This window comes from Acidovorax sp. GBBC 1281, from assembly GCF_028473645.1.
Taxonomy (GTDB): domain Bacteria; phylum Pseudomonadota; class Gammaproteobacteria; order Burkholderiales; family Burkholderiaceae_C; genus Paracidovorax.
Genome location: NZ_CP097269.1, coordinates 5440045 through 5466313, shown reverse-complemented (window position 1 = coordinate 5466313; position 26269 = coordinate 5440045). Strand labels below are relative to the sequence as shown.

The 26269-nt window shown below is 68.9% G+C and carries 18 protein-coding genes; 9 read left to right on the top strand and 9 right to left on the bottom strand.

Annotated features, from left to right (window positions below; all coding sequences use genetic code 11):
- Nucleotides 1–50 precede the first annotated feature (50 nt).
- The 4 genes from M5C96_RS25600 to M5C96_RS25585 form a co-directional block, all read right to left on the bottom strand.
- Complete coding sequence (locus M5C96_RS25600) at nucleotides 51–3170, bottom strand: efflux RND transporter permease subunit (RefSeq protein ID WP_272566133.1); 3120 nt, start codon at nucleotides 3168–3170, stop codon at nucleotides 51–53.
- Nucleotides 3167–6328: an efflux RND transporter permease subunit gene (locus tag M5C96_RS25595; protein ID WP_272566132.1), complete on the bottom strand. Its 3162-nt coding sequence runs from the start codon at nucleotides 6326–6328 to the stop codon at nucleotides 3167–3169. The genes M5C96_RS25600 and M5C96_RS25595 overlap by 4 nt, the downstream gene beginning before the upstream one ends.
- Nucleotides 6329–6380: 52 nt before the next feature.
- Entirely contained in the window at nucleotides 6381–7631 is a 1251-nt protein-coding gene (locus tag M5C96_RS25590; RefSeq protein WP_272566131.1) for an efflux RND transporter periplasmic adaptor subunit, read from the bottom strand.
- A gap of 341 nt (nucleotides 7632–7972) precedes the next feature.
- Nucleotides 7973–9859, bottom strand: coding sequence for a phosphoenolpyruvate carboxykinase (GTP) (locus tag M5C96_RS25585; protein ID WP_272566130.1), 1887 nt, complete (start codon nucleotides 9857–9859; stop codon nucleotides 7973–7975).
- Between the two features lie 430 nt (nucleotides 9860–10289).
- On the opposite strand from M5C96_RS25585, the gene M5C96_RS25580 reads away from it, so the two are divergent.
- The 8 genes from M5C96_RS25580 (at nucleotide 10290) to M5C96_RS25545 (ending at nucleotide 19707) form a co-directional block, all read left to right on the top strand.
- The gene (locus M5C96_RS25580; RefSeq protein WP_272566129.1) at nucleotides 10290–11063 is read left to right on the top strand and encodes an enoyl-CoA hydratase/isomerase family protein; all 774 of its coding nucleotides are present in this window, start codon (nucleotides 10290–10292) and stop codon (nucleotides 11061–11063) included.
- 165 nt (nucleotides 11064–11228) lie between these two features.
- Nucleotides 11229–11858 carry a TetR/AcrR family transcriptional regulator gene (locus tag M5C96_RS25575; protein WP_272566127.1) on the top strand — a complete coding sequence of 210 codons (630 nt, stop codon included), beginning with the start codon at nucleotides 11229–11231 and terminating at the stop codon, nucleotides 11856–11858.
- Nucleotides 11859–12009: 151 nt separating this feature from the next.
- Complete coding sequence (locus tag M5C96_RS25570; RefSeq protein ID WP_272566125.1) at nucleotides 12010–13005, top strand: Bug family tripartite tricarboxylate transporter substrate binding protein; 996 nt, start codon at nucleotides 12010–12012, stop codon at nucleotides 13003–13005.
- Between the two features lie 154 nt (nucleotides 13006–13159).
- Nucleotides 13160–14377: an acyl-CoA dehydrogenase family protein gene (locus tag M5C96_RS25565; protein WP_272566124.1), complete on the top strand. Its 1218-nt coding sequence runs from the start codon at nucleotides 13160–13162 to the stop codon at nucleotides 14375–14377.
- Between the two features lie 3 nt (nucleotides 14378–14380).
- Entirely contained in the window at nucleotides 14381–15460 is a 1080-nt protein-coding gene (locus M5C96_RS25560; RefSeq protein WP_272566122.1) for an acyl-CoA dehydrogenase family protein, read from the top strand.
- Nucleotides 15461–15533: 73 nt separating this feature from the next.
- The gene (locus tag M5C96_RS25555; protein ID WP_272566121.1) at nucleotides 15534–17645 is read left to right on the top strand and encodes an acetate--CoA ligase family protein; all 2112 of its coding nucleotides are present in this window, start codon (nucleotides 15534–15536) and stop codon (nucleotides 17643–17645) included.
- Nucleotides 17632–18189 carry a nuclear transport factor 2 family protein gene (locus tag M5C96_RS25550; protein WP_272566119.1) on the top strand — a complete coding sequence of 186 codons (558 nt, stop codon included), beginning with the start codon at nucleotides 17632–17634 and terminating at the stop codon, nucleotides 18187–18189. Before M5C96_RS25555 ends, M5C96_RS25550 begins: the two co-directional genes overlap by 14 nt.
- Nucleotides 18190–18477: 288 nt before the next feature.
- Complete coding sequence (locus M5C96_RS25545) at nucleotides 18478–19707, top strand: porin (RefSeq protein WP_272566118.1); 1230 nt, start codon at nucleotides 18478–18480, stop codon at nucleotides 19705–19707.
- 178 nt (nucleotides 19708–19885) lie between these two features.
- Here the strand turns inward: M5C96_RS25545 and M5C96_RS25540 are convergent, their stop codons facing one another.
- Nucleotides 19886–20668: an SDR family NAD(P)-dependent oxidoreductase gene (locus M5C96_RS25540; RefSeq protein ID WP_272566117.1), complete on the bottom strand. Its 783-nt coding sequence runs from the start codon at nucleotides 20666–20668 to the stop codon at nucleotides 19886–19888.
- A gap of 218 nt (nucleotides 20669–20886) precedes the next feature.
- Here M5C96_RS25540 and M5C96_RS25535 point away from each other — a divergent pair, with 218 nt between their 5' ends.
- On the top strand, nucleotides 20887–21654 hold the full coding sequence (locus M5C96_RS25535; protein WP_272566115.1) for an IclR family transcriptional regulator: 768 nt from the start codon (nucleotides 20887–20889) through the stop codon (nucleotides 21652–21654).
- 30 nt (nucleotides 21655–21684) lie between these two features.
- Here the strand turns inward: M5C96_RS25535 and M5C96_RS25530 are convergent, their stop codons facing one another.
- From M5C96_RS25530 to M5C96_RS25515, 4 genes are all read right to left on the bottom strand, one after another.
- Complete coding sequence (locus tag M5C96_RS25530) at nucleotides 21685–23388, bottom strand: flavin-containing monooxygenase (RefSeq protein WP_272566114.1); 1704 nt, start codon at nucleotides 23386–23388, stop codon at nucleotides 21685–21687.
- A gap of 214 nt (nucleotides 23389–23602) precedes the next feature.
- Nucleotides 23603–24394: an SDR family NAD(P)-dependent oxidoreductase gene (locus tag M5C96_RS25525; RefSeq protein WP_272566113.1), complete on the bottom strand. Its 792-nt coding sequence runs from the start codon at nucleotides 24392–24394 to the stop codon at nucleotides 23603–23605.
- Between the two features lie 9 nt (nucleotides 24395–24403).
- Nucleotides 24404–25360 carry a branched-chain amino acid ABC transporter permease gene (locus M5C96_RS25520; RefSeq protein ID WP_272566112.1) on the bottom strand — a complete coding sequence of 319 codons (957 nt, stop codon included), beginning with the start codon at nucleotides 25358–25360 and terminating at the stop codon, nucleotides 24404–24406.
- 8 nt (nucleotides 25361–25368) lie between these two features.
- Nucleotides 25369–26250 (bottom strand): branched-chain amino acid ABC transporter permease, encoded by an 882-nt coding sequence (locus M5C96_RS25515; RefSeq protein WP_272566111.1) that lies wholly within the window; start codon nucleotides 26248–26250, stop codon nucleotides 25369–25371.
- Between the last annotated feature and the right edge of the window lie 19 nt (nucleotides 26251–26269).

Genomic DNA, 26269 nt, shown 5'->3' with positions numbered 1-26269 from the left:
CCGCGAAGTCTCCCCATCAAGGGCGCCCCACCAGGCGCCCTTTTTCTTTTTCATGGCGCGCCGGGTACGGGCTTCGCACCCCTTGCCAGCCACCGCTGGCGCCAGCGCTCCAGGCCGTAGTAGATGACAGGGGTGGTGTACAGCGTGAGCAACTGGCTGACCGCTAGCCCCCCCATGATGGCCAGGCCCAGGGGTCGCCGCAGCTCGGAGCCTTCGCCCGTGCCGAGCACCAGGGGCAGCGCGCCGAGCAGGCCTGCCAGATTGGTCATCAGGATCGGGCGCAGCCGCAGCGCCGCCGCACGGCGGATCGCCTGCTGTGGCGGCAACCCCTCGCGGCGCTGGGCGTCGAGCGCGAAGTCGATCATCAGGATGGCGTTCTTCATGACCACGCCGATGAGCAGAAACAGCCCCAGCAGCGCCATGAGGCTGAACGGCGTGTTGGTCAGCCACAACGCCAGCAGCGCGCCAACGCCCGCCGGCGGGACGGTGGAGAGGATCGTGAGCGGGTGCACCAGGCTCTCGTACAGCACCCCAAGCACCAGGTACACGGCCAGCACCACGCCCAGGATGAGCCAGGGCTGCGAGCGCACCGCGCCGGCCCGTGCCGCGTCTTCCCCGGACGGTGCCAGGTGCACCGAGGCGGGCAGCATGACGCGCGCCATCACGGCGTTGAGTGCACGCTGGCCCTGCTCCTGCGTCACGCCGGGGGCGAGGCTGTAGCCGATGTACATCGACGCGAACAGAGCGTCGTGCCACACCTGGTCCTCCGCCAGCCCGTAGCGCCACGTGGCAAAGGCCGTGAGCGGCACGCGCGATCCGTTCGGGGTGAGCACCTGCATCTGCGCCAGCGATTGCGGCTGCGAAGTGAAGCGCGGGTCCACCTCCATCACCACGCGGTACTGGTTGAGCCGGTCGTACAGCGTGGTCACCTGGCGCTGGGCGTAGGAGTTGTTCAACACGGACGCCACGGCCTGCATGTCCACCCCCAGCCGCTGCGCGGCCTCGCGGTCGATGTCCACCACCACCTGCTGCGCGCCACCGTCGCTCACGGCCTGCACGTCGGTGAATTCCGGTGCCTCGCCCATGGCCAGCGACACCTTCCGGGCCCAGGTGCGCAGCGAGCGAACTTCGCCCGAGCGCAGGATGACGGCCGTCTCGGCCTCGCCGAACGACACGCCGCCGATCTGGATGTCCTGCTCGATGCTGGGGCTCAGCACCCCGCCCGGCACGGCTGGCGCCTTCTCGCGAAGCCGGTTGACCACGGCTTGCGTCGGCTCGCCGCCACGCTCCGCCAGGGGTTTGAGGCTGACGATGAAAAAACTGTTGGCGATGCTGCCGCTGCCGCCGCTGGTGCCGGCCACGTGGGCCACGGCCGGGTCAGCCAGCAGCAGACGGCGGTAGGCCTCGATCTTCGGCTGCATCACCTGGAACGAAAAGCCATCGTCGCCGCGGATGAAAGCGTGGACGATGCCGGTGTCCTGCCGCGGCATCATGATCTTGGGCAGCGACTGGTAGAGCCACACGTTCACGCCTACCACGGCCAGGAATGCGAGCAGCACCACGAAGCTGTGGCGCAGCGCCCAGCCCAGGCTGCGGTCGTAGCCGTGGCGCAGGTCGGCCAGCATCGCGGCGCTGGCGGCCCCCACGCGAGCGGCCCAGGCATGCCGCGCCTGTGCCTGGCGTGCGCTGCGCTGCCCGCGCAGGCCATAGGCGCACAGCACGGGCGTGAGCGTCAGGGACACCACCAGCGAGATCACCACCGCCGCCGCCAGCGTGATGGAGAACTCGCGGAACAGCCGCTGCACCACGCCGCCCATGAACAGGATCGAGACGAAGACCACCACGAGGGCGAGCGTCATCGCCACCAGCGTGAAACCCACTTCGCCCGCGCCGCGCAGCGCGGCGCGCAACGGCGTCATGCCGCGCTCGATGTAGCGCTCCACGTTTTCCAGCACCACGATGGCGTCGTCCACCACCAGGCCGGCCGCCACGATGAGGGCCATGAGCGACAGGTTGTTGAGCGAAAAGCCCGCCAGGTACATCACCGTGAACGTGCCGATGAGCGACACCGGGATCGCCACGGTGGGAATGAGCGCCGTGCGCAGCCGCCCGAGGAAGGCCGCCACCACGGCCACCACCAGCGCCACCGAGAGCGCGAGCGTGAGATGCGCCTCGCGCAGCGTGGCCCGGATGCCCTGCGAACGCTCGACGACGATGTCCAGCCGCGCGCTCGCAGGCACCAGCGTGCGCAGGTAGGGCAGCTGCGCGCGGATCGCGTCCACGGTCGCCACCGTATTGGCGCCCGGCTGGCGCCGCACCTGCAGGATGACGGCATCGCACTCGTTGTGGAAGCCGCTGCTGTAGCGGTTCTCGGTGGAGTCGGTCACCCGCGCCACGTCGGACAGTCGCACCGGGGCGTTCTCGGCCCAGCGCACCACGAGCGACTCGTAGTCGGCCGCCCGGGCCGGCGCGCCATCCAGCGCCAGGGGCCAGTGGTGGGCGCCTTCTTCCACCGCGCCCAGGGGCTGCACCGAGCCGGCCCGCACGATGGCCGACCGCACTTCGTCCAGCGACAGCCCCTGGTGCGCCAGGGCGCCCGGATCGAGCTGCACCCGCACCGCTGGCAGCGAGGCGCCCCCGACCGAGACATCGGACACACCCGGTACCTGCGCGATCTTCTGCGCCAGGATCGTGGAGGCGGCGTCGTACAGCGCCGAGGGCGCGAGGTCCGGCGACGACAGCGCCAGCACCACGATGGGCCGCTGGGACGACTGGATCTTGCGGAAGGTCGGGTTGCCCTTCATGCCCGCCGGCAACTGGCTGCGCACTGCGTTGATCGCCGCCTGCACGTCGCGCGCGGCCGAATCCAGGTCGCGGCCCAGCACGAACTCGAGCTTCACCTCTGTCGTGCCCTGGTTGCTGCTGGACGAGATGGCCGCCACGCCGGCAATCGCACCGAGGGCGCGCTCCAGCGGGGCGGCCACGGTGGCGGCCATGCTTTCGGGGCTGCCGCCGGGCAGGCTGGCGCTCACGCGGATGACGGGGTAGTCCACCTGCGGCAGCGCCGCCACGGGCAGCAGCCGCCAAGCCAGCAGGCCCATGAGCACCAGCGCCAGCGACAGCAGCGAGGTGGCCACCGGGCGGCGGATGCACAGGCGCGCCAGGTTCATGGCCCGCTGCCCGCCGTGCCGTCCTGCCAGGCCGCACGGCGGCGCGAGAGCCTCTGCCCCAGCCGGTCGAAATAAAGATACACCACGGGGGTGGTGAAGAGCGTGAGCACCTGGCTGACCACCAGCCCGCCCACCATCACGATGCCCAGCGGCTGGCGCAACTCCGCGCCCGAGCCCTGTGCGAGCATGAGGGGCAGTGCGCCCACCAGGGCGGCCAGCGTCGTCATGAGGATGGGGCGCAGGCGCAGCAGCGCGGCACACCGGATGGCCTCGTGCGCGGGCAGCCCGAGGCGGCGCTGCGCATCCAGGGCGAAGTCCACCATCATGATCCCATTCTTCTTCACTAGGCCGATGAGCAGCACGATGCCGATCACCGCGATCAGGTCCAGCGGGCGGCCGCTGACGAGCAGGGCCAGCAGCGCGCCGACGGTGGCCGAGGGCAGCGTGGATAGGATGGTGATGGGGTGGATGGTGCTTTCGTAGAGCACCCCGAGCACGATGTACATGGTGACGACCGCTGCCAACACCAGCCAAAGCGTGTTGGACAGCGATGCGCGGAACGCCTCGGCCGCGCCCTGAAAGCGCGTCTCGATCTGGGGCGGCAGGCCGGTGGCCGCAAGCTCCCGTTCGATGGCCGCCACGGCCGCCCCGAGCGAGTGGCCCGCGCCCAGGTTGAACGACACCGTGGCCGCTGGAAACTGGCCCTGCTGCAGGACCTGCAGCGGCGCGGGCTGCTGGGTGATGCGCGCCACGGCCGCCAGCGGCACGCTGCGCCCGGACGGGGTGGACACGAACGTGGTCTGCAGCGCATCCAGCCCGCGTGCGTGGCGCGGATCGACCTCCAGCACCACGCGGTACTGGCTGGCCTGAGTGAACAGAGTGGCGATCTGCCGCTGCGCGTAGGCGTTCTGCAAGGCGGTGGCGATGTCGGCCACGGTGAGGCCCAGGCGCGCAGCGGCGTCGCGGTCCACCTCCACATGCGCCTGCAGGCCCTGTTGCTGCAGATCGCTGGCCACGTCCGCCAGTTCGGCGCGGGCGCGCAGCCGCTCTACCAGGCGGGGCACCCAGGTGTCGAGCAATGCCGGGTCCGGCGTGGTGAGGGTGAACAGGTACTGCGTGCGGCTCACGCGGTCTTCGATGGAGAGTTCCTGCACCGGCTGGAACCAGGCCGTGATGCCGCCCACCTGGCGCGCGCGGGCGCGCAGGCTGTCCAGGATGGCGCGGGCACTGGCCTGCCGTTCTCCATGGGCGCGCAGGTTGATGAGCATGCGCCCGCTGGAGAGCGAGGCATTGCTGCCGTCCACCCCCACGAAGGACGAAAGGCTCACCACATCCGGCTCCTGCAGCAGTGCGTCGGCCAGCGCCTGCTGGCGCTGCGACACCACGGTGAACGAGCTGTCGGGCGCCACCTCGGTCACCACCTGGACCACCCCGCTGTCCTGCACCGGAAAGAATCCCTTGGGCACGGCCAGGTAGAGCAGGACAGTGAGGACCAACGTGGCCAGCATTGCCAGCATCGTCAGGCCCTGGTGCGCGAGCACCGCATCGATCGCGCGGCCATAGCGTTCGAGCACGCGGTCCATGAAGCCCGTGCCCTTGCCTTCGCCGGGCGGCGCGTGAAGGGGGGCCTTGAGCAGCCGGGCGCTCATCATCGGCGTGAGCGTGAGCGACACCAGCAGCGAGATTCCGATGGCCACGGCCAGCGTGAGTGCGAACTCGTGGAACAGCCGCCCGACCACGTCGCGCATGAACAGCAGCGGAATCAGCACGGCCACCAGCGACACGGTGAGCGAGACCAGGGTGAACCCGATCTCCGACGCGCCCTTGAGCGCCGCCTGCAGCGGCGGCAGGCCCTGCTCTCGGTGGCGCGCGATGTTCTCCAGCATGACGATGGCATCGTCCACCACGAAGCCCGTGGCGATGGTGAGCGCCATCAGGCTCAGGTTGTTGACCGAAAAGCCCAGCAGATACATCACGCCGAAGGTGCCCACCAGCGACAGCGGCACCACCACGCCCGGAATGAAAGTGGCCGTGGCGCTGCGCAGGAACAGGAAGGTCACCAGCACGACCAGACCCACCGCGAACACCAGCTCGAGCTGCACGTCGCGCACCGAGGCGCGGATGCTCTGCGTGCGGTCGGTGAGCAGCGCCACGTCCACGGCGGCGGGCAGGGTGGCGGTGAGCTGGGGCAGCAGGGCGCGCACCCGGTCGGCGACGTCGATCACGTTGGCACCCGGTTGCCGCTGCACGTTGAGCAGCACGGCGGGCTGCCGATCGGCCCATGCGGCCAGAAAGCGATCTTCCGGGCCGGATTCGGCGGTGGCCACGTCGCCCAGGCGGATCGGAGCGCCCGGCGGCGCAGTGCCCGTGCCAGCGACGGCCGGGTTGGACGCCACCGTGCCGGTGGGGGTGCGCCAGGCGAGGATGAGCCGGCGGTAGGCGTCCGGCGAGGTGATCTGGTCGTTCGCGTCCAGCAAGGTGGTGCGGTACGGGCCGTCGAAGCTGCCCTTGGGCTGGTTGGCGTTGGCGCCCGCGATCGCCCGGCGCACGTCTTCCATGCCCAGTTGCTGCGCCGCCAGCGCCGTGGGGTTGACCCGCACGCGCAGGGCCGGGCGCTGACCGCCGGCCAGGCTCACCAGGCCCACGCCCGACAGCTGCGCGAGCTTTTGCGCCATGCGCGTTTCCACGAGGTCGTGCACCTCGTGCAGCGGCAGGCTCGCCGAGGTGATGGCCAGGGTGAGGATGGGCGCGTCGGCCGGGTTCACCTTGCGGTAGATCGGCGGTGCGGGCAGGTCGGCGGGCAGCAGGCTGGCCGCGGTGTTGAGCGCGGACTGCACGTTCTGCTCGCCCACGGCCAAGTCCGCGTCCAGCATGAACTGCAGCGTGATGACCGAGGCACCGCTGGAGCTGGTGGACGACATTTGCCGCAGGCCCGGGATCTGCCCGAGCCGGCGCTCCAGCGGTGCGGTGATGGCGCGGGCCGTGACATCCGGGCTGGCGCCGGGCTGGAAGGTGAACACCTGGATGACGGGGTAGTCCACCTGCGGCAGCGCCGCCACCGGCAGCAGGCGCCAGGCGATCGCCCCCGCGATGAGCAGCGCGAGCATGAGCAGCAGCGTCGCTACCGGGCGCAGGATGAACGCGCGCGATAGATTCATGGCAGCGGCGGCACCAGGGCGACGGTCGGGTGGGCGTTGCGGGACATCGCCATCAGCGCGCGGTGCTGGCGGGGGTGGAGGCGGGTTGCGCCGCGCTGGAGGCTGCGGCGGCCTGCGCCTTCGCGCGCTGCTGCAACTGCTGCGCGGTCCGGGGGGGCTCGCCATCCACCACCTGCGCCACGTCGATGCCGTCCCGCAGGCGATCCAGCCCTTCCAGCACGACGGAATCGCCTTCGGCCAGGCCCTGGGTCACGACCAGGCGCTCGCCATCGCTGGCACCCAGCGCCACGCGGCGCAGCACGGCTTTACCGTCCCGCACGGTGTACACGTAGGGGCCCTGGCTGCCGTGCTGAACCGCATCGGCCGGCACGACGAGGGCATTCTCCAGCGTGCGCACTTTCAGCCGCACGTTGACGAACTGGTTGGGAAAGAGCGCGTCGTCGGCATTGTCGAACTGGGCCTTGAGCCGCAAGGTGCCGGTGGCCGTGTCGATCTGGTTGTCCAGGGTGGTCAGCCGGCCGGTACCCAGCAGGGCGGCTTCGGCACGGTCCCAGGCCTGCACCACCAGGGGCCGTGCGCCGTGTGCGCCGGCACGCACGGCCGGCAGCTGGGTTTCGGGAATGGCGAACAGCACCGTGATGGGGTGCGTCTGCGTGATGGACACCAGGCCCTGGGCATCGGCCGTCGCGACCAGATTGCCCGCATCGACCCGCCGCATGCCCAGGCGGCCGGCCACCGGGGCCTCGATCCGCGTGTACGACAGCTGCAACTGGGCCTCCTGCACCTGGGCGCGCACAGTCGCCAGGCTGCCGCGCAGTTGGGCCACCAGGGCTTCCTGGGTTTCCAGCTGCTGCCGCGCGATGGAGTCCTGCTGCAGCAGCGTGCGGTAGCGCGCCACGTCGCGCTCCGCGCTTTGCAGTTGCGCCTGCATCTGCTGCTGCAGGCCCTCGGCCTGTGCCAGCTTCACGCGGAAGGGTGCGGGGTCGATCTCGGCCAGCACCTGGCCACGCCGCACCTCTTGGCCCTCCTGAAACAGCACGCGCGCCAACTGGCCGTCCACGCGGCTGCGCACGGTCACGCTTTGCAGTGCAGTCACGGTGCCGATGGCCTTGATCTGCTCGTCCATGGCCTGCCGCTGCACACCCACGAGGCGCACCGGAATGGGTCCGCTCCAGGGACTGGGCCCCGTTTCCTGCAACGCAGGTTGGCGCCACACGAGATACCACGCCACCCAGGCCAGCAACACCAGCACCACGCAGCCCAGCAGCCGCAGCCAGAGACGGCGTGTGGATGCCGCCGGCATCCGCTCAGAAACCATTTCAACCATGTCGGGCCCGTCGAGGGGAGAAGAGTGCCAGCGCCGAGGGCGCAGGAAGCGGGTGCGCAACCCGGCGAACCGGGCGGCGCAGCGGCATTGTCGGCCTCATGCGAAGACGGGGCAGTGGGGACGTGTGCGGTGCGATGCCCGGTGGGAGTTGGCCGCCTGCGAATTTAGCCGAAAGAACGGTCTAAATGATAATGACTTTTAATTGGAAGGTGATCTGTGCCACCACGAAAAAGCGCCCGGGCCGCTGTGCGGACCGGGCGCTGTGCATCGAACGGCCATTCGGGGCGTGGCGCCACCGAACCCCGTGCGCGAAGGGATCAGCCAGCCAAGCGCTTTTCCAGCGCAGCCTTCGTGTCCAGCAACGCGGCAGGCAGGTGGTAGGCCAGTTGATCGAAATGGGCTGTGTGCAGCTTCAGTTCGTCGGCCCAGGCGGCGGCATCGATGCGGGTGACCGTGTCGAACTGGGCCGGGGTGAATTCGATGCCCGTCCAGTTGATCTCGCCGTACTGGGGGGCGGTGCCGATCGGCGTGTCCTGGCCGCTGGCCTGGCCTTCGATGCGGTCGATCATCCACTTGAGCACGCGCATGTTGTCGCCATAGCCGGGCCAGACGAACTTGCCGTCGTCGCCCTTGCGGAACCAGTTGGTGGTGTAGATCTTCGGCTGTTGTGCGCCGGCGGCCGCGATTTTCTCGCCCATGTTCAGCCAGTGCTGGAAGTAGTCGCTCATGTTGTAGCCCATGAAGGGCAGCATGGCGAACGGGTCGCGGCGCACCACGCCCTGCTGGCCGGCGGCGGCGGCAGTCGTCTCGGAGCCCATGGTGGCGGCCATGTAGACGCCCTCCGTCCAGTTGCGGGCTTCGGTCACCAGCGGCACCGTGGTGGAGCGGCGGCCACCGAAGATGAATGCGTCGATCTTCACGCCCTTGGGGTCGTCCCAGGCTTCGTCGAGCGCGGGGTTGTTGGTGGCAGCCACGGTGAAGCGCGCGTTGGGGTGGGCGGCCTTGGCGCCGGTTTCCTTGGCGATCTGGGGCGTCCAGTCCTTGCCTTGCCAGTCGATCAGGTGGTCGGGCAGCTTGCCGGTGTCCTTTTCCATGCCTTCCCACCACACGTCGCCGTCGTCGGTCAGCGCGACGTTCGTGAAGATCACGTTCTTGTCCAGGCTGGCCATGCAGTTGGGGTTGGTGTGGTAGTTCGTACCCGGGGCCACGCCGAAATAGCCGGCTTCGGGGTTGATGGCGCGCAGGCTGCCATCTGCCTGGGGCTTGATCCAGGCGATGTCGTCGCCGATGGTGGTGACCTTCCAGCCTTCGAACGCCTTGGGTGGCACCAGCATGGAGAAGTTGGTCTTGCCGCAGGCGCTCGGGAAGGCGGCGGCCACGTGGTACTTCTTGCCTTCGGGGTTCGAGACACCCAGGATCAGCATGTGCTCGGCCAGCCAGCCCGGGCTACCGGAGGGGCCGCCAGCAGCCGCGCGGCCCATGGTGGAAGCGATGCGCAGCGCGAAGCACTTCTTGCCCAGCAGCGCGTTGCCGCCGTAGCCCGAGCCATACGACCAGATCTCGCGCGTTTCGGGGTAGTGCACGATGTACTTGGTCTTGTTGCAAGGCCAGGACACGTCCTTCTGGCCGGCTTGCAGGGGTGCGCCCACGGTGTGCACGCAGGGAACGAAGTCGCCTTCCATGCCCAGCACGTCGTACACGGCACGGCCCATGCGGGTCATGATCTTCATGTTCACGGCGACGTAGGGGCTGTCGGATAGCTCGATGCCCACATGTGCGATGGGCGAGCCCAGCGGGCCCATGCTGAACGGCACCACGTACATGGTGCGGCCCTTCATGCAGCCGTCGAACAGCGGCTGCAGCGTGGCGCGCATCTCGGCCGGTGCCATCCAGTTGTTGGTGGGGCCGGCGTCTTCCTTCTGGGCGGAGCAGATGTAGGTGCGGTCTTCCACACGGGCCACGTCGCTCGGGTCGGACCAGGCAAGGTAGCTGCCGGGGCGCTTGGCGGGATTGAGTTTCTGGAACGTGCCGGCACCGACCAGTTGCTGGCAGAGGCGGTCGTACTCTTCCTGGGAACCGTCGCACCAGTAGATGGTGTCGGGCTTGCAGAGGACGGCCATGTCGGCCACCCAGGCGAGCAGGCGGGCGTTTTTGACGTAGGCGGGGGCTTTGAGATCCAGGCCTTGCATGGTGGGTGCGTTCATCGGGAGCTTCCTGAAGTTGAAAAACAGTTTTTTCAAAAGAAGCTGCCGACGAGCGGCGCGACGTGGGGGCCTGCGCATGGGTCTTCTGAGCGCTGCCTTTGAAAAAACGGCTGGATGCTCAGTCGGCGGGCGGCGAGTGCGGCGAGAGCTGCAGGGTCCGCGGGTCGGCTGGGATGACGATTTTATGAATCCCACCCGCGCCTGTCTGTCAGACAGGCATTACTTTCATGCAAAAAAGGCATGGGGTTATGTGGATGGTGGACTTGATCTGGACTGCCATGTCGCTGCCGGGACAAATCTGCCGGTTTTTCCGTAGTCGCCTGCTTGCATGCCCTGCGGATTTCTCCGAAAGTTCAATTACCGCCCGGCAGGTAAAAATGGACTGCAGTGTTTTGGCCGTGGCGAGATTCCATGCCACACAAGGAGATATATGGACTTCCAGACCTTGCAACTCGCGGTGCAGGACCGCATCGCCGTCGTGACGCTGAACCGGCCACCGGTCAATGCCCAGAACGCGGAGCTGCGTGCCGAGATCACGCAGGTATTCGATGAATTGTCGGATCGGGAGGACGTCTCGGTCGTGGTGCTGACCGGCGCAGGCAAAGTTTTTTCCGCGGGTGCCGACATCCGCGAGCGCCCCAACCTCGGTGCGACCGCGGGCGCCTACGGCCGCCACAACCGGCTGGTGCGCGAATCGTTCTACGCCGTCGTCGAATGCTCCAAGCCCGTCATCGCGGCCATCAACGGGCCCGCCATGGGTGCGGGCTTCGGTCTGGTGATGGCCTCCGACATCTGGGTGGCTTCCGAGGACTGCTATGTATCGATGCCCGAGATCAACGTCGGGCTCGCAGGGGGCGTGACTTTCCTGCAGGAGGTGTTCGGCCGTTCACGCGCACGTCGCATGTTCTTCACCGGCATGAAGGTCAGTGGCGCCGAACTCTATCGCCTGGGCCTGGTGGAGGCCTGCCTGCCTGCCGAGGAACTGATGCCCTACGCGATGGACCTGGCGCGTGAGATCGCATCCAAGAGCCCCATTGCGCTGCGGCTGGCCAAGGAGGCCGCGCGACTGACGCAGCTGATGCCGTCGCGCGACGCCTATCGCTACGAGCAGGGCAACACCGTCGCGTTGTCCAAGACGGAGGATGCCAAGGAGGCCCAGCGCGCCTTCCTGGAAAAGCGCGCTCCGGTTTACGTGGGCCGCTGACGGGCAGAGAGAGCAGCCGGGGCTGTGCCCAGGACGCTGCTGCAAAATGGAGGCTGCACGACACCATCCCCATCGCAGCGATGCGAGGGGTTTGTGGCACCGGGGCGGCGCCGATCCGTCGCCCGGCCGGCTGCCAGAACTACAAAAGAGAGGAGGCCTCCCCCTATGGCAAACCGTCCAGCCGCTTCGGCGAACGACCCCGTCGACTCGGCGCCCACGACCCGCTCCGACACCCGGCAGGAACAGCTCATCGACATTGCATGCCGCTTGTTTGCGCAGCGCGGGTACGAGGGCACTTCGTTGCGTGACATCGCCGAAGAGGCCAAGATCACCAAGGCGGCGCTGTACTACCACTTCCCCAACAAGGAAGCGCTCTACGAGCGCATCGTGCTGGAATCCATGCAGGCGCTGGTGGACTCCGTGCGCGAGGCGATGGCCGGGGGCGCCACGCCGGTCGACAAGGTGCGATTGTTCATGCAGTCGTCGGCCGACTTCCTCGACCGCAGCCGCCATTCCTGGATCGCCGGCTCCAACGCCTTCTGGTCCGGCAGCGCGGTTGACCCGCGTGCCATGGCGGTCTATCTGCGCGACGAGTACGAACACCTGCTGCGCGACAGCATCGCGCAGGCCACCGCTGCAGGGCAGTTCCGCGCGGTGGACCCGGCCATGGCCGGGCGCATGCTGCTGTCCATGCTGAACCACATCGCGCGGTGGCATGTGCCTGGAGGGCGCCTCACCACCCGGCAGGTGATCGAGCAGTACCTCGATATGGCGTTCGGCGGCCTGCTGCAGTAGCGCGCGCCACCTTTCCTCGGGCGCCATTCCAAGCCGCTCCGGTCTGTGCCGGGGCGGCTTGTTCGTTTCTGGCCTTCCTGGCACGCGGCGCGGGTTTTCCCTGTTCATTTACTTGCCGGCCGTTTAGTAGACTTTTCGCAGGAGTCTACCCATGCGCACTGACCGACGCCATTTCCTCTTTTTGCCCTGGAGTGCAGGCCTGGCCTGTGCCCAGGCGCGGGCGCAAGGCGTGGTGGGCGTCGAGGGACTGGTGGGGTCCAGGCCCGTCCAGATCGTCGTACCCTATGCCGCCGGAGGTTTGACGGACAACCTGGCACGCCCGATTGCGTCGGCCCTCTCGGCGCGGTGGTCCCGGCCGGTGGTGGTCGACAACCGCAACGGCGGGGGCGGCACCATCGGTACGGCGGTGGTGGCGCGCGCGCCGGGCGATGGCCATACGCTGCTGCTCACGGCATTCGGCTACATCGCCAATCCGCTGTTGATGAAACAGCTGCCTTACGATCCGCGCGCCCTGACTCCCCTCGCCATGGTGGGCGACACGCCCAGCGTCCTGTACGTGAGCACGCGCCTGCCCGTCACGTCGGTGGCCGAGTTGGTGGCGTACGGCAAAGCACACCCGGGCAAGCTGGTGTTCGCTTCGTCCGGCAACGGGTCCAGTCCGCACATCGCCGCAGAACTGCTGGCGTCTCTCACGGGCATGGACATCGTGCATGTGCCTTACCGCGGCAATGGGCCCGCGCTGAATGATCTGCTGGGCGGGCAAGTGCATGCCATGTTCGATTCGGTGGCGTCGTTGTCCCATGTGCGCAGCGGACGGCTGCGGGCGTTGGGCGTTGCGAGTACCGCCCCGCTGGCCCGGGCGCCCGATCTGTTGCCCATTGCCCAGTCCGGCGTGCCGGAGCTGGCCTATTTCACCGCAGGGGGCTGGTTCGGCTTTTTCCTGCCGGCATCCACTGCGCCGGCACTGCAGCGATGGCTGCATGCCGAGTTGCGCCAGGTTCTGGAGCAGCCCGCCGTGCGCGAGGCCGTGGAGCGTGCCGGTGTCGAGCCCCGCAACCTAGAGCTGGAGGCCTTTGCGGCTTACCTGCGCGCGGAGAGCGAGCGCTGGGCCCCCGTTTTCCGTGAACGCAACATCCAACTGGACTGATGCGTGCCGTGGCCTCCACCCCGCCTGCGCGCGCAGCCGCCACGCCGCGGCACTCCACCGGCACCCGCCCTGACGGCCGCACCGTGGTCCAGGGCTGTGGCTTCCTTCTTTCCTGCAACGAACCGGGGCTAGCGCCCCAGCACTTCCAAGCACCATGACGATCCCCCACCCTTCATCGCACACCCTCGACCCCTACGATGCCTTCCGCGAGGAACTGCGCCAGTTCGCCGAGTCCGAATGCCCGCCGGCCCTGAAGGAGGTCGTTCGCACCAACCAGAAGGTCACGCGCAACGAGTACCGCATCTGGCAGGAAAAGCTCTTCGCGCGCGGCTGGGGTGCGCCCAACTGGCCGGTGGAATACGGCGGCACAGGCTGGGACCTGCAGCAGCGCTACCTGTTCGAGGAGGTCACCGCGCAGGCCGACTGCCCGCCCCAGTACCACCATGGCCTGGGCCACATCGGCCCGGTGATCATGCATTTCGGAACGCCCGAGCAGAAGGCGCGCTTTTTGCCGCGCATCCTGGACGGCAGCGAGTGGTGGTGCCAGGGCTACTCCGAGCCCGGCGCGGGCTCGGACCTGGCGTCGCTCAAGACGGCGGCGGTGCGTGATGGCGACCACTACGTGATCAACGGGCAGAAGATCTGGACCTCGCACGCGCAGGAGGCCGACATGATGTACACGCTGGTGCGCACGTCGAACGAGGGGCGCAAGCAGGCCGGCATTTCGCTGCTGCTCGTGCCCATGGACACGCCGGGCATCGAGGTGCGGCCCATCCCCACGATCGACCATTGGCACCACGTCAACGAGGTGTTCCTCAACGACGTGCGCGTGCCCTGCGCCAACCTCCTGGGCGTGGAGGGCGAGGGTTGGAAGTGCGCCAAGTTCCTGCTTGACCGTGAGCGGCTTTCGCCCGCGACGGTGCCGCGCCTGGCCCGCCTGGCCGAGCAGGTCGGGGAGCTGCTGCGCGCGCGCGGCGCTGGCGGATCGGCGCCCAGCGCGAGCCAGCATGTGCTGCTCGAACGCCTGTACCTGGCCCAGGCCGGCGTGGCGGGCGCGCGCGAGATGCTTCTCAGCGCGATCCAGGAGGAGATGCAGGGCACGTTGGCAGCCTCGAAATCGTCGGCGCTCAAGCTCTACTGCTCGGACCTGTCCCAGCAGCTCATCGGCATTGCGCTGGACATCGCCGGCCCCGAGTACGCCGCACGCCTGGTCGATACCGTCGCGGCCACGGGCCAAGAGGTGGCAAGCGATGCGGACGACTCCCTGCGCCAGCTCATCCACACCTACTTGTTCTACCGCTCGCGCACGATCGCCGGGGGCACCAGCGAAGTGCAGAAGAACGTGATCGCCCGCGACCTTTTCGGAGCCTGACCCATGACATTCCACGCGACGCCGATGTTTCCCGGCGACCTCTATGACACCACCGCCCGCGTGGCCGCTGCGGCGCCCGTGACCGAGACCTTCGAATCACAGGAGCCCAGCGAGACCTGGAGCCAATTCCTGCAACTGGGCTGGCAGGGAGTGCTGATCGACGAGGCGCACGACGGCGCCGGCGCCTCGCTAGGCGATGTGGCCGCCATCGCCGAAGCCGCGGGCCGACATGCCCTGGCGCAGCCCCTGGCCGCACGGTGTGCCGTGGTGCCCCTGCTGCTGGCCGGCCTGCCGGGCGCCAGCGACGTGCTGCGGGCCATGGCCGCGGGCGAGGCCTCGGTCTGCCCTGTGCTGGACACGGGCCCGGTGCCCCTGGCTGCCGTGCGCGATGGCGATCGCCTCACACTCAACGGTCGCCTCCATGGCGCCGACCTGACCGAGCCCGCCACGCACTTCGTGTTCGTCGCCACGCAGGACGATGGCCTGCCACTGCTGGTGCTGGCACCGCGTGATGCCGTGCCGGGCCACGCCAGCACCTGGCTGGGCATTGACGGGCGCCAGACGGCCGACATCGCCCTGTCCGGCGTCACGCTGGCGGCGTCCAGCGTCCTGGCACAGGGCGAGGACGTGTACACCCGGGTGGAGCGCGCCAGCGCCGTCGGCGGCCTGCTGGCCTGCGCCCAGACCGTGGGCGCGATCGGCGCGATGATCGAGCAGACCATCGAGTACCTCACCACGCGCGTGCAGTTCGGTGTGGCGCTGGCCACGTTCCAGGCGCTGCGCCACCGCGTGGTGGAGATGTACGTGGCCTATGAGAACGTGCGCGGCATGGTACGCCGACAGGTGCTGGACCTGTGCGAAGGCCCGGCCGGCAGCGCGCCGCGCGACATCGCGCTGGTCAAGCTCTACCTGTCGGTCACGGGGCGCCAAGTGGCCGAGTCCGCGATCCAGTTGCACGGGGGCATCGGCATGTCACGCGAACTGCCCGCGGCGCGCCTGGCCATGCACGCACTGGCCTGCAGCCTGCAGTGGGGCGATCGCTTCGCGCACCTGGACCGCCTGGCGCGGCCCGCGCTGCACTGAGCCGCCCCGGCCACGCCACCCTCCCGACCCGACCCGACCAGACAGAGACCCCCGTACAGAAGGACGCTTCCCCATGCATTCGTTGCACCCGCTGTTCCACCCCACGTCGGTCGCCCTGGTGGGCGCCTCGTCGGACCCCGAACGCATCGGCGGCAGGCCGCTGCGTTTCATGCTCGAAGGGGGCTTCGAGGCGCCGCTGTACCCCGTCAACCGCAGCGGCGACACCATCCAGGGCCTGCCGGCCTACGCCAGCGTGCGCGACATCCCGCACCCCGTGGACCATGCCATCATCTGCGTGCCCGTGGCGGGCGTGGAGGCGGCGGTGCGCGACAGCATCGCCAAGGGCGTGAAGGCCATCCAGGTGCTCACAGCCGGGTTCGCCGAGGTGGACGCCGAGGGTCGCGCGCTGCAGGACCGCATCGTGGGCCTGTGCCGCGATGCCGGGGTGCGCATGGTCGGTCCCAACTCCCTGGGCCTGCTGAACGTGCCCACGCGCTTCTTCGCCACCTTCTCCACGGCGCTCAATGGCCTGAAGCCGCGCCCTGGCCCGATCGCGCTGGCCACCCAGAGCGGTGCCTTCGGTTCGGCCGCCTACGGCGCGGCATCGTTGCGCGGACTGGGCTTCAGCAAGATCGTGGCTACGGGCAACGAGGCGGACGTGGATGTCGCCGAGTGCATCGACTACCTCGTGGACGACCCCGATACGCGCGTCATCTGCGCGGCGCTCGAGTCCTGCCGCGATGGCGATCGCCTGCGCGCCGCTCTGCTCAAGGCCGCGCATGCCGGCAAGCCCGTGGTCATCATGAAAGTGGGGCGCACGGAGCTGGGTGCTGCCGCCGCATCCACGCACACCGGCTCGCTGGCCGGCGACGACGCGGTGTACGACACGGTGTTCGCGGAGTGCGGCGCCTGGCGCGCCGCTTCGATCGAGGAGATGCTCGACATCGCCTACCTGCACTCCACCGCGGGCCGGCTGCCGCAGAACACCGATGTCGGCGTGGTTACCGGCTCGGGCGGCATCGGCATCCTGATGGCCGACGATGCGGGCGAGCGCGGGCTGCAGCTGTCGCCGCTGCCGGCCGCCGCGCGGGCCGCGGCGCTGGAGCTGCTGCCGTTCGCCGTGGCCAGCAACCCGCTGGACATGACGGCGCAGGTGACCGCCGTGCCGCAGGGCGTGCCGCGCACCGTGGCACTGATGCTGGACCAGGCCGACTACGGCACCGTGTTCGCCTACCTGGCGCATGTGGGCCTCTCGCCACAGCGCTTCGCGGCCACGCAGGCCGAGCTGATCGCGCTCAAGCAGCGCCATCCGCACCGGCTGCTGGTGCTCGTCATGCTCTCGCGGCCCGAGGTGAATGCGGCGCTGGAACATCACGGCATCGCCGTGTTCGAAGACCCATCGCGCGCTGTGCAGGCCGTGGCGGCGCTGGCCCACGTGCACCAGCGCCGGAGCACCCTGCACCTGCCGCCCCCACCGACCGGGCCTTCCGCACCACTGGGGAACGTGTCCACCGAAGACGGCGCCAAACGTGCGCTGGCGGCCGCGGGCCTGCCCGTGCTGCCCGAGCGGATCTGCCGCAGCGCCACGGAGGCTGCCGAGGCGGCCTCCGCCATGGGCTACCCCGTGGTGGCCAAGATCGTCTCGCCCGACATCGTGCACAAGACCGAAGTGGGGGGCGTGCTGCTGAACCTGCCCGACGCGCAGGCCGTGGCCGAAGGCTTTGCCACACTGATGCAGCGCGCGCAATCGGCCCGGCCCGATGCCCGGCTCGATGGCGTGTTGGTGGCGCCCATGCTGAAGGGCGGGGTGGAACTGATCGCCGGCATCCACCGGGACCCGACCTTCGGACCCATGGTGATGTTCGGCTCGGGCGGCACGGCCGTGGAGCTTTTCAAGGACGTGGCTTTCGCGTCGGCACCGCTCACGCCGCAGCGGGCCCGGGCGCTGATGGAGCGCGTGCGCTCCACACAGTTGCTGCGCGGCTGGCGCGGCGGTCCGCAGTATGACGAACAGGCCCTGGCTGATGCGCTGTGCAGGCTGTCGGAGTTCGCCTTCTCGCATGCCGACCAGATCGAGAGCATCGACATCAACCCGCTGGTGGTGCGCGTGCAGGGCGCCGCCTGCCTGGATGCCGTGATCGCCGTGCGCGCTCCCGCGCGAGGGGACTCCCATGGCACCCATTGAAGCGCGCCTGACGGCGCTGGAGGCCGGGTGGCAAGCCCTGGCCGACAAGGATGCCATCCGCGAATGCCTGTACCGCTACAGCCGAGGCATCGACCGCTGCGATGCAGAGGCCCTGCGCAGCGCCTACTGGCCCGACGCTACCGACCGGCACGGCCCCTACCAGGGCAGTGCGGAGGGATTCATCGACTGGGCCCTGGACAAGCTGCCGGGGAGCGGCCGAATGGTGCACCTGCTGGGCAATATCGCGATCGAACTGCGGGGCGAGCAGGCCGCGGTGGAGAGCTACTTCCAGGCCTTCCAGACGGGTACCAGCGCCCAGGGGGAGGCCGCCGAGACCTTTCTGTGCGGCCGCTACATCGACCGCTTCGAGCGCCGCTCGGGCCAATGGCGCGTGGCGGCCCGCACCGTGGTCTACGACTGGATCCACGAAGCGCCCGCCGCCCCGGGCACTGACGCGCAGCGCTTCGGCGTGCGCATGCCTGTGGGCGCACACAAGCCGGCGGACGCGTGGTATGCACTGCTGTCTGGATTACCCGATGGATAATTTCGACGCCTGATTTTCGTTGGGCTTCAGTAATGGCCTGGATGAATAATCCGGGCCATTGGTGCTGGATTTTTTGATTTTCGGATGGGTCTTCTTTGATGGTCGGTGAATACCCGTAATCGTTCGGTGCATACCCTGCAATTGCTATGTAGGTCATTGAAATCAATGGGATTTTTTCTTACCATTTTTTAACCGGTCGACAGGTAATTGATGATTTTGCTGTGGGTGGCCGGTCATGTGCCAACCCTGGCGGGTGGCGATTCATATTGCTGCGTGAGGAGACATTCGATGTCGGAAATATTCAACAAAACAGCCGGCCGCATTCGCCGGGGCATCCAGGGCACGCCATCACGCGTGCTAGTAGGCGCCATGGCCGCCTGGGCCTGTGGTCAAGCGCCGGCGTGGGCGCAACAGGCGCAGAAAGAAGAACTGCGCCAGATCACCACGCCCGCGGGCGGCATGGCCGCCGCCGCATCCAGCGTGACCCTTTATGGACTGATCGACACCAGCATCGCCTATGCCTCCGGCGCGGGCGGGCGCATCACCAAGCTGGACAGCGGGCACATGAATGGATCGCGGTTAGGTTTCCGGGGCTCCGAAGACCTGGGTGGCGGGCTGCGTGCCAATTTCTGGCTGGAGGCGGGCATCAACTCCGACACGGGTGGCTCGGGGCAGAACCAGGGCGCAGGTGCCAAGTTCTTCGGCCGGGGTTCCCTGGTCAGCCTCACGGGCGACTTCGGCGAGGTGCGGCTGGGCCGCACGGTGACCACGATCAGCTCCGAGGCGCAGGCCGTGGGCGATGCCTTCGGTTTGGGGGGCGCCGGCAACCTGCAGGGCATTCAGCCGGCCACGGGCCGCGCGAACAACACGGTCTGGTACCAGTCGCCCTCGCTGTCCGGATTCATCGGCAAGTTCTCGTACTCCTTCGGCGAGCGCACCAGTGCCACGGGAGGCACCCAGGCCGCCAACCAGGCCGCTGTCGCGTTGTTCTATTCCGGCCAGGCGCTCAGCGGCGCGGTGGCGTACACCACCTTGCGCCATCCCACGGACCTGAGCACGGTGCGCTGGCTCAACTCCAGCCTGGCCTACAACTTCGGCGGCTTCAAGCTGTTCGGCTCGTTCGCGACGTTCAAGAACCCCGGCGCCGACCTCAGCCCGGCCGTGCATGCCGCACTCGATGGCAATGTGCAGTTGGCGGGCATTCCGACCGTGGGCTACTACGCCGGGCAGGACGACCGCAGCGCCTCTCTGGGCGTGGCGGTACCGTTCGGGGCCAGCACGGTGCTCGCGCAGGTCGTCAAGGTGGATGACCGCGGCCCGCTGAACCGCGATGCCACGCAGTTCGGCGTGGCCTATCTGTATGCCCTGTCCAAGCGCACCACGCTGTATGCGGACTATGGCAAGGTGAAGAACCGCAACGGTGCAGGCTACGCGCTGACCGGCGCGACGTCGCAGGCCGGTCTCGGCGACGGCGGCAACAGCGATGCCGTGCACGTGGGCGTGCGCCACGCCTTCTGAAACCCGCGGTCGCGGGCAGGCCCACCTGGTGGGGACGGGGCCTGACCTCATGGCGCGCGGAGCAGCAGGAGTCCAAGGGCACCGGCCGCGTTGCAGCGCGGGTCGGCTGCCGGGTACCAAGCTCTGGAAGGCCCGGTGCGCAGGCTCGATGGGCCTGCGCACCGGGCCCGCAGGCGTTTCAGCCGGCGGCGGGGCGGGCCCAGCCGCCCATGGGCAGCGAACCCATGAGCGTGTGCGCCAGGCCGCCGTCCACCAGCAATTCGGCGCCATGCACGTAGGCCGCGTCGGGGCCCAGCAGGAAGGCGGCTACGCTTGCCATGTCATCGGCTTCGGCCAGTCGCCGCAGGGGCACGCGTGCCTCGCGCAGCGTGCGGGCCTCGGGATCGGCATAGGCCGCCGCCGTGCCCGGCGTGAGCGTCAGCCCGGGCGAGAGCGCGTTCACGCGGATGCCCTCAGGGCCCCACTCGGCGGCCATCTGGCGCATCAGCATGAGCGCGGCGGCCTTGCTGGCGCTGTAGGCGCCCAGCGGCGGCGTGGCATGGCTGCCCGAGATCGAGGTGATGAACAGCACGGTGCCGCGCGCGGCTTTCAGCGCCGGGTAGGCGGTCTGGGCCAACAGCAGCGGCGCGCGCGTGTTGACGGCGAAGACGCGGTCCCAGGTGGCGGGGTCGCCCGGTGCCGCGAAACCCGCGTTGCTGACCACGGCGTCCAGGCCTCCGAAGGCGCTCACGGCCTGCGCGCACAGGCGGGCCGGAAAGGCCGCGTCGGCCAAGTCGCCGCCCAGCACGAGCGCGGTGCCGCCCAGTTGCCGGATCTCGGCCGCCAGGGGCTCCAACTCGGCCAGATGTTGGTCTGCCAGCGCGATGCGGGCGCCGCCGTGGGGCGCCGCGTCCCGCGCCAGACGCAGTGCGATGGCGCGGCCGATGCCCCGCGCGGCGCCGGTGATGATGCAGCGGTTCATGCGGCCTCCGCTGGCGTGGTAACGCCGGGCTGGCCGATGGAAGGGAAAGGAAGGTGTGCCATGGGGTTCAAGGGTTGGAATGAAGGCTTGCGGGAAGGAAAGCGGTCCGCCGCGCGGGCCCGTGCCTGTGTCGCGCGCAGGGCTGCCGGCGGTGGCGGGGGCCCGCACAATGGGCCGGCCATGCCATGCACCCGCCGCGTTGTCTCTGGAGCTTTCCCATGCTCGCCAGTACGGTGAAGTCCGCCACGCGGGTGCTGCAGGTGCTGGAATACTTCGCACAGGTGCGCACGCCCCTGCCGCTCAAGCACATCAGCGAGGCGCTGGGCTACCCCCAGTCGAGCACCACGGTGCTGCTCAAGAACCTCATCGCCATGGGCTACCTGCGCTATGACCGCACCGAGCGCCTGTACTTCCCCACGCCGCGCGTCACGTCGCTGGGCGACTGGATCTCGCAGGCGCTGTTCGGGCAGGGCCGCATCTTCGAACTGATGCACGACCTGCACGGCGCCACGGGCGAGACGGTGTCCATCGCCATGCTCAACGACATCTACGTGCAGTACATCCGCGTCATCCAGTCCACGCATGCCATCCGCTTTCACACCGACGAGGGCAGCCTGCGCCCGCTGACCCGTTCGGCCGTGGGCTGGCTGCTGCTCACCGACCGCACCGATGCAGAGGTGGAAAAGCTCGTGCACCGCGCCAACATTGCCGTGCAAGGGCGGGGAGACCAGGTGCCGCTGGAGACCATCGCCCCCGAGGTGGCCGGCGCCCGGCTGCGCAAGGCGCTTTACCTGGAGAACCTGCCGCTGCTGGGCGGCGCCACCATCGGCGTGGTGCTGCCCTGGCGCGTGCAGGGCCGCCTCGTGGTGCTGGGCATGGGGGGCACCATCGAGCGCATGCGGCCCCACCGGGCGCGCTACACCGCGCTCATGCGGCGGCTGGCCCTGCAGCTGGAGCAACCGCAGCCCGAGCCGGGCCCCGCATAGCGCACGCATCGGGCAGGACGGCGCGGGCGGTCAGCCCGCCACCGCTGCTTCGGCCGGGGCTTCCTGGCCCGTATACGGCGCCGGCCGCGCCAGGGTTGGGCGCTGGAAGGCGAAGTTGCGGTAGCCGTCCTGCGCAGCGGCTGCGCAGTGCTCGCGATACTTGGCGAAGCCTCCGGTGAACAGCGTGAGGCCCTGCGGCTTGTCTTTCACGTTGGCGCCCACGTACCAGGTCTTGGCCTTGAGCAGCAGCGAGCGCTGCGACAGCGTGTAGACCAGGTCCATCCAGCCCTGCTCGGCCTGGGCGGTGGGCTCGATGGTGGCCAGGCCCTGGCGCTGCATGTGCTGCATGGCGGCGGCGATCCAGTCCACGTCGTTCTCGCTGATGCGGATGATGTTGGCCAGCGCGGCGGGGCCGTTGGGGCCGGTGGTCATGAAGAGGTTGGGGAAGCCCTCCATCATCAGGCCCAGGTAGGAGCGTGCGCCGTCCTGCCACTTGCCGTTGACGGTGCGGCCGTCGCGCCCGACCACGTCGAAGGCCAGCAGCGCGCCCGTCAGGCCGTCGTAGCCGGTGGCCAGGATGAGCATGTCCAGCTCGACCTCGCCGGACTGCGTGCGAACGCCCTTCTCGGTGATCTCCACGATCGGGTCGTTCAGCAGGTCCACCAGGTGCACGTTGGGGCGGTTGTAGGTCTCGTAGTAGCTGGAGTCGAGGCAGGGGCGGCGGGCGAAGATGGGGTAACCGCGCGGCTTGAGCTGCTCGGCCGTCACCGGGTCCTTCACGACCTCGCCGATCTTGCCGCGCACGAATTGCGCCACATGCTCGTTGGCTTCGGCGTTGGTCATCAGGTCGCAGAAGGTGCCGAGCATGGCCAGGCCGCCGCTCTTCCAGGCATCTTCCAGCAGTTGCTGGCGCTGGCGGGGCGTCACGCTGAAGAACGCGCGGGTGGATTGCGGGCGCACGCCGCCCACGGCACTGTTGCGCGCGGACTCGCGGATGCCGGCGTAGTGGCGCCTGACCTCGGCTATGTACTCGGGCGTGAGGTCTTCGTTGCGCATGGGCATGGTGAAACTGGGCGTGCGCTGGAAGACGAACAGCTCGCCCGCCTCCTTGCCCACCTCCTGCACGATCTGGATGCCGGTGGATCCGGTGCCGATCACGCCCACGCGCAGGCCTTCGAAGCGCACGGGCTCGTGCGGCCACCTGGCCGCGCGCAGCAGGCGGCCCTTGAAGCGCTCCAGGCCTGGGATCTCGGGGTCCTTGGGAATGGACAGCGGGCCGGTGGCCATGATGCAGTGGGTGGCTTCGTAGACGGCGCCGCGGTCGGTCTTCACCGTCCACAGCTGGCGTTCTTCGTTCCACACGGCGCTGGTCACGCGCGTGTTGAACTGGATGTGCCGGCGCAGGTCGAGCCGGTCGGCCACGAAGTTGATGTAGCGCAGCAGCTCGGGCTGGGCGGCAAACTGCTCCGACCAGGTCCACTCCTGCTCGATCTCGGGCGAGAAGGAGAAGCTGTAGTCGATGCTGGGCAGGTCCACGCGCGCGCCGGGGTAGCGGTTCCAGTACCACACGCCGCCCACGTCGCTGCCAGCCTCGAAGCCCTGGATCTTCAGGCCCATTTCCCGGAACTTGTACACGGCGTACATGCCGCCGAAGCCCGCGCCGACGATGGCCACGTCGATGCGCTGGGACTGGGTGGGAGCGTTGGCGTTCCCGTGCAGGGTTTGCGTTGTCATGTTGTCTCCTCTGGGGCGCGGCATGGTCCGTGCCGCGGATGGTTTCAGATGGGGTCAGGTCGCCACCGGCGCTGCGCTGGCGCGTGCGGCGTGCGGTCTGTCCTGCGGGAAATGATGCGTTCGCGCCGTGCGCGCATCAAGCAAATGCACGGGTGGGGCCTGCAACATCACATCCATGATTTCCGGGTGCCCGCGCGCCCCGTGCACGCCTGCCTCAGACGGCCAGCGTGCCGCCGTCCACCGGCAGCGTCACGCCGTTGACGAAGCTCGCCATGTCCGAGGCCAGGAACACCGCCGGCCCCGCCAGCTCGTGCGGCTGGCCCAGGCGGCCGGCGGGGATGCGCTGCATGAAGCGCGCGAGCCGCTCGGGGTTGGCGCGCGTGGCCTCGGTCATCGGTGTGTCGATCACGCCCGGCGCCAGCGCGTTGACGCGGATGCCATCGGGCGCGAGGTCGAGCGCCAGGGTCTGCGTGAACATCTTCACCGCCGCCTTCGAGGGCGAGTAGCCCAGCGCACCGCCCTGCGCGATGAATGCCGCGCCCGAGGCCACATTGATGATGCTGCCGCGCGTGCGCCGCAGCGCGGGCAGCCAGGCGTGCACCGTGTGGAACACCCCGAAGAGGTTCACGTCCATCGTGCGGCGCAGGTTCTCGGCGGCGCGCGGGCTGTCGATGCCTTCGCGGATGATCACCCCCGCGTTGTTGACGAGCGTGTCCACATCGCCGACCGACTGCGCCACCTGCGTGGCGAGGTCATGGCAGGCCTGGGCGCTGGACACGTCGAGCGCCCAGGCCCAGCCCTCGGTGCCGGCGGCGCGCACATCGCGCAACGTGTCCGCGCAGCGCTCGGCCTGCAGGTCGGTCACGATGACGCGCGCGCCGGCCTGGGCGAAGGCCACGGCCACCGCGCGGCCGATGCCGCTGGCCGCACCCGTGACAAGGGCCAGGCGGCCGGCCAGCAGCCCGGGCGTGGCGGGCCAGTTGAGGGGAAGTGCATGGGCTGGCATGGGGTCTTCCTACAGCGGTGCCGCGCCGCGCTGGCGGCGGCTGGCGAGATAGGCCTGGAACTGGCCGACGATGCCCTTGCGGAACAGCATGACCACGACGACGAACACCACGCCCTGCAGGATCAGCACCCACTCGGCGAACGAGGCGAGGTAGTTCTCCATGGTCACGATGACCATGGCGCCCACCACCGGGCCCAGCAGCGTCTGCATGCCGCCCACGATGCAGATGAGCAGGGCCTCGCCCGAGGTGGCCCAGTGCACGTCGGTCAGCGAGGCGAGCTGGAACACCAGCGCCTTGAGCGAGCCCGCGAAGCCCGCGATGGCGGCCGACAGCACGAAGGCCAGCAGCTTGTAGCGGTTGACGCGGTAGCCCAGGCTCTGGGCGCGCGGCTCGTTGTCGCGGATGGCGCGCAGCACCTGCCCGAAGGGCGAGTGCACCAGCCGGTGGATCAGCCAGAACGCGCCGCCGATGAGCACCGTGACGAAGTAGTACAGCACCAGCGTGTTCTCCAGCGAGAACAGACCCAGCACGGTGGGGCGTGGAATGTTCTGGATGCCGTCCTCGCCGCCCGTGAACGGCAGGCGCAGCGCCATGAAGTACACCAGCTGCGCGAAGGCCAGCGTGATCATCGAGAAGTAGATGCCCTGGCGGCGGATGGCCAGCAGCCCCGTCAGCAGGCCCAGCACAGCGGCCGCGGCCGCGCCCAGGGCGATGCCGCTCAGGCCCTCCCAACCCCAGACCTTGACCGCGTGCGCGGTGATGTAGCCGGCGGTGCCGTAGAACATGGCGTGGCCGAACGACAGCAGGCCGACGTAGCCGACCAGCAGGTTGACCGATGCCGCCAGCAGCGCGAAGCACATCAGCTTCATGAGGAACATGGGGTACACCACGAACGGCGCGGCGGCCAGGCAAGCCAGGGCGGCCAGCAGCAGCGCGTTGTGGGTGCGTCGACTCAGCAGGTCCATGGCGACTCCTAGTGGGCACGGCCGAAGAGGCCATGGGGACGGACGGCGAGCACGAGGATCATCACCACGAAGATGACCACCCCCGCGCCATCGGGATAGAAGACCTTGGTCAGGCCCTCGATGGCGCCGAGCGCGAAGCCGGTGACGATGGAGCCCAGGATGGAGCCCATGCCGCCGATCACCACCACCGCGAACACGACGATGATCAGGTTCGAGCCCATCAGCGGGCTTACCTGGTAGATCGGCGCGGCCATCACGCCGCTCAGGCCCGCCAGGCCCACGCCCAGCCCGTAGGTGAGCATGAGCATGCGCGGCACGTTGATGCCGAAGGTGCGCACCAGCGGGGCGTTCTCGTTGGCCGCGCGCAGGTACGCGCCCAGCTTGGTCTTCTCGATGAAGAACCAGGTGCCCAGGCAGACCGCCAGCGCTGCGGCGATTACCCAAACGCGGTACAGCGGCAGGAAGGTCACGCCCACGTCGATGCCGCCCGTCAGCGGGTTGGGGTAGGGTTGGCCGCTCACGCCGAACTGCAGGCGGAAGGCGCCCTCCATGAGCAGCGCCACGCCGAAGGTCAGCAGCAGCGCGTACACATGGTCCAGCGCATACAGCCGGCGCAGCATCAGGCGCTCGAACACGACCCCGAAGCCCGCCACCACCAGCGGCGCGATGACGAGCGCCGGCCAGTAGCCGATACCCAGGTATTCGAGCAGCCCCCACGCCACGAAAGCGCCCAGCATGTACTGCGCGCCGTGGGCGAAATTGACCACGTGCAGCAGCCCGAAGATGATCGACAGCCCCAGGCTCATCAGGGCATAGAAGGCGCCGTTGATGAGCCCGACCAGAAGCTGCCCGATCAGTGCAGCCCAGGGGATTCCGAATAGCCCGTCCATCGTGTTGTCCGTCCTGCGT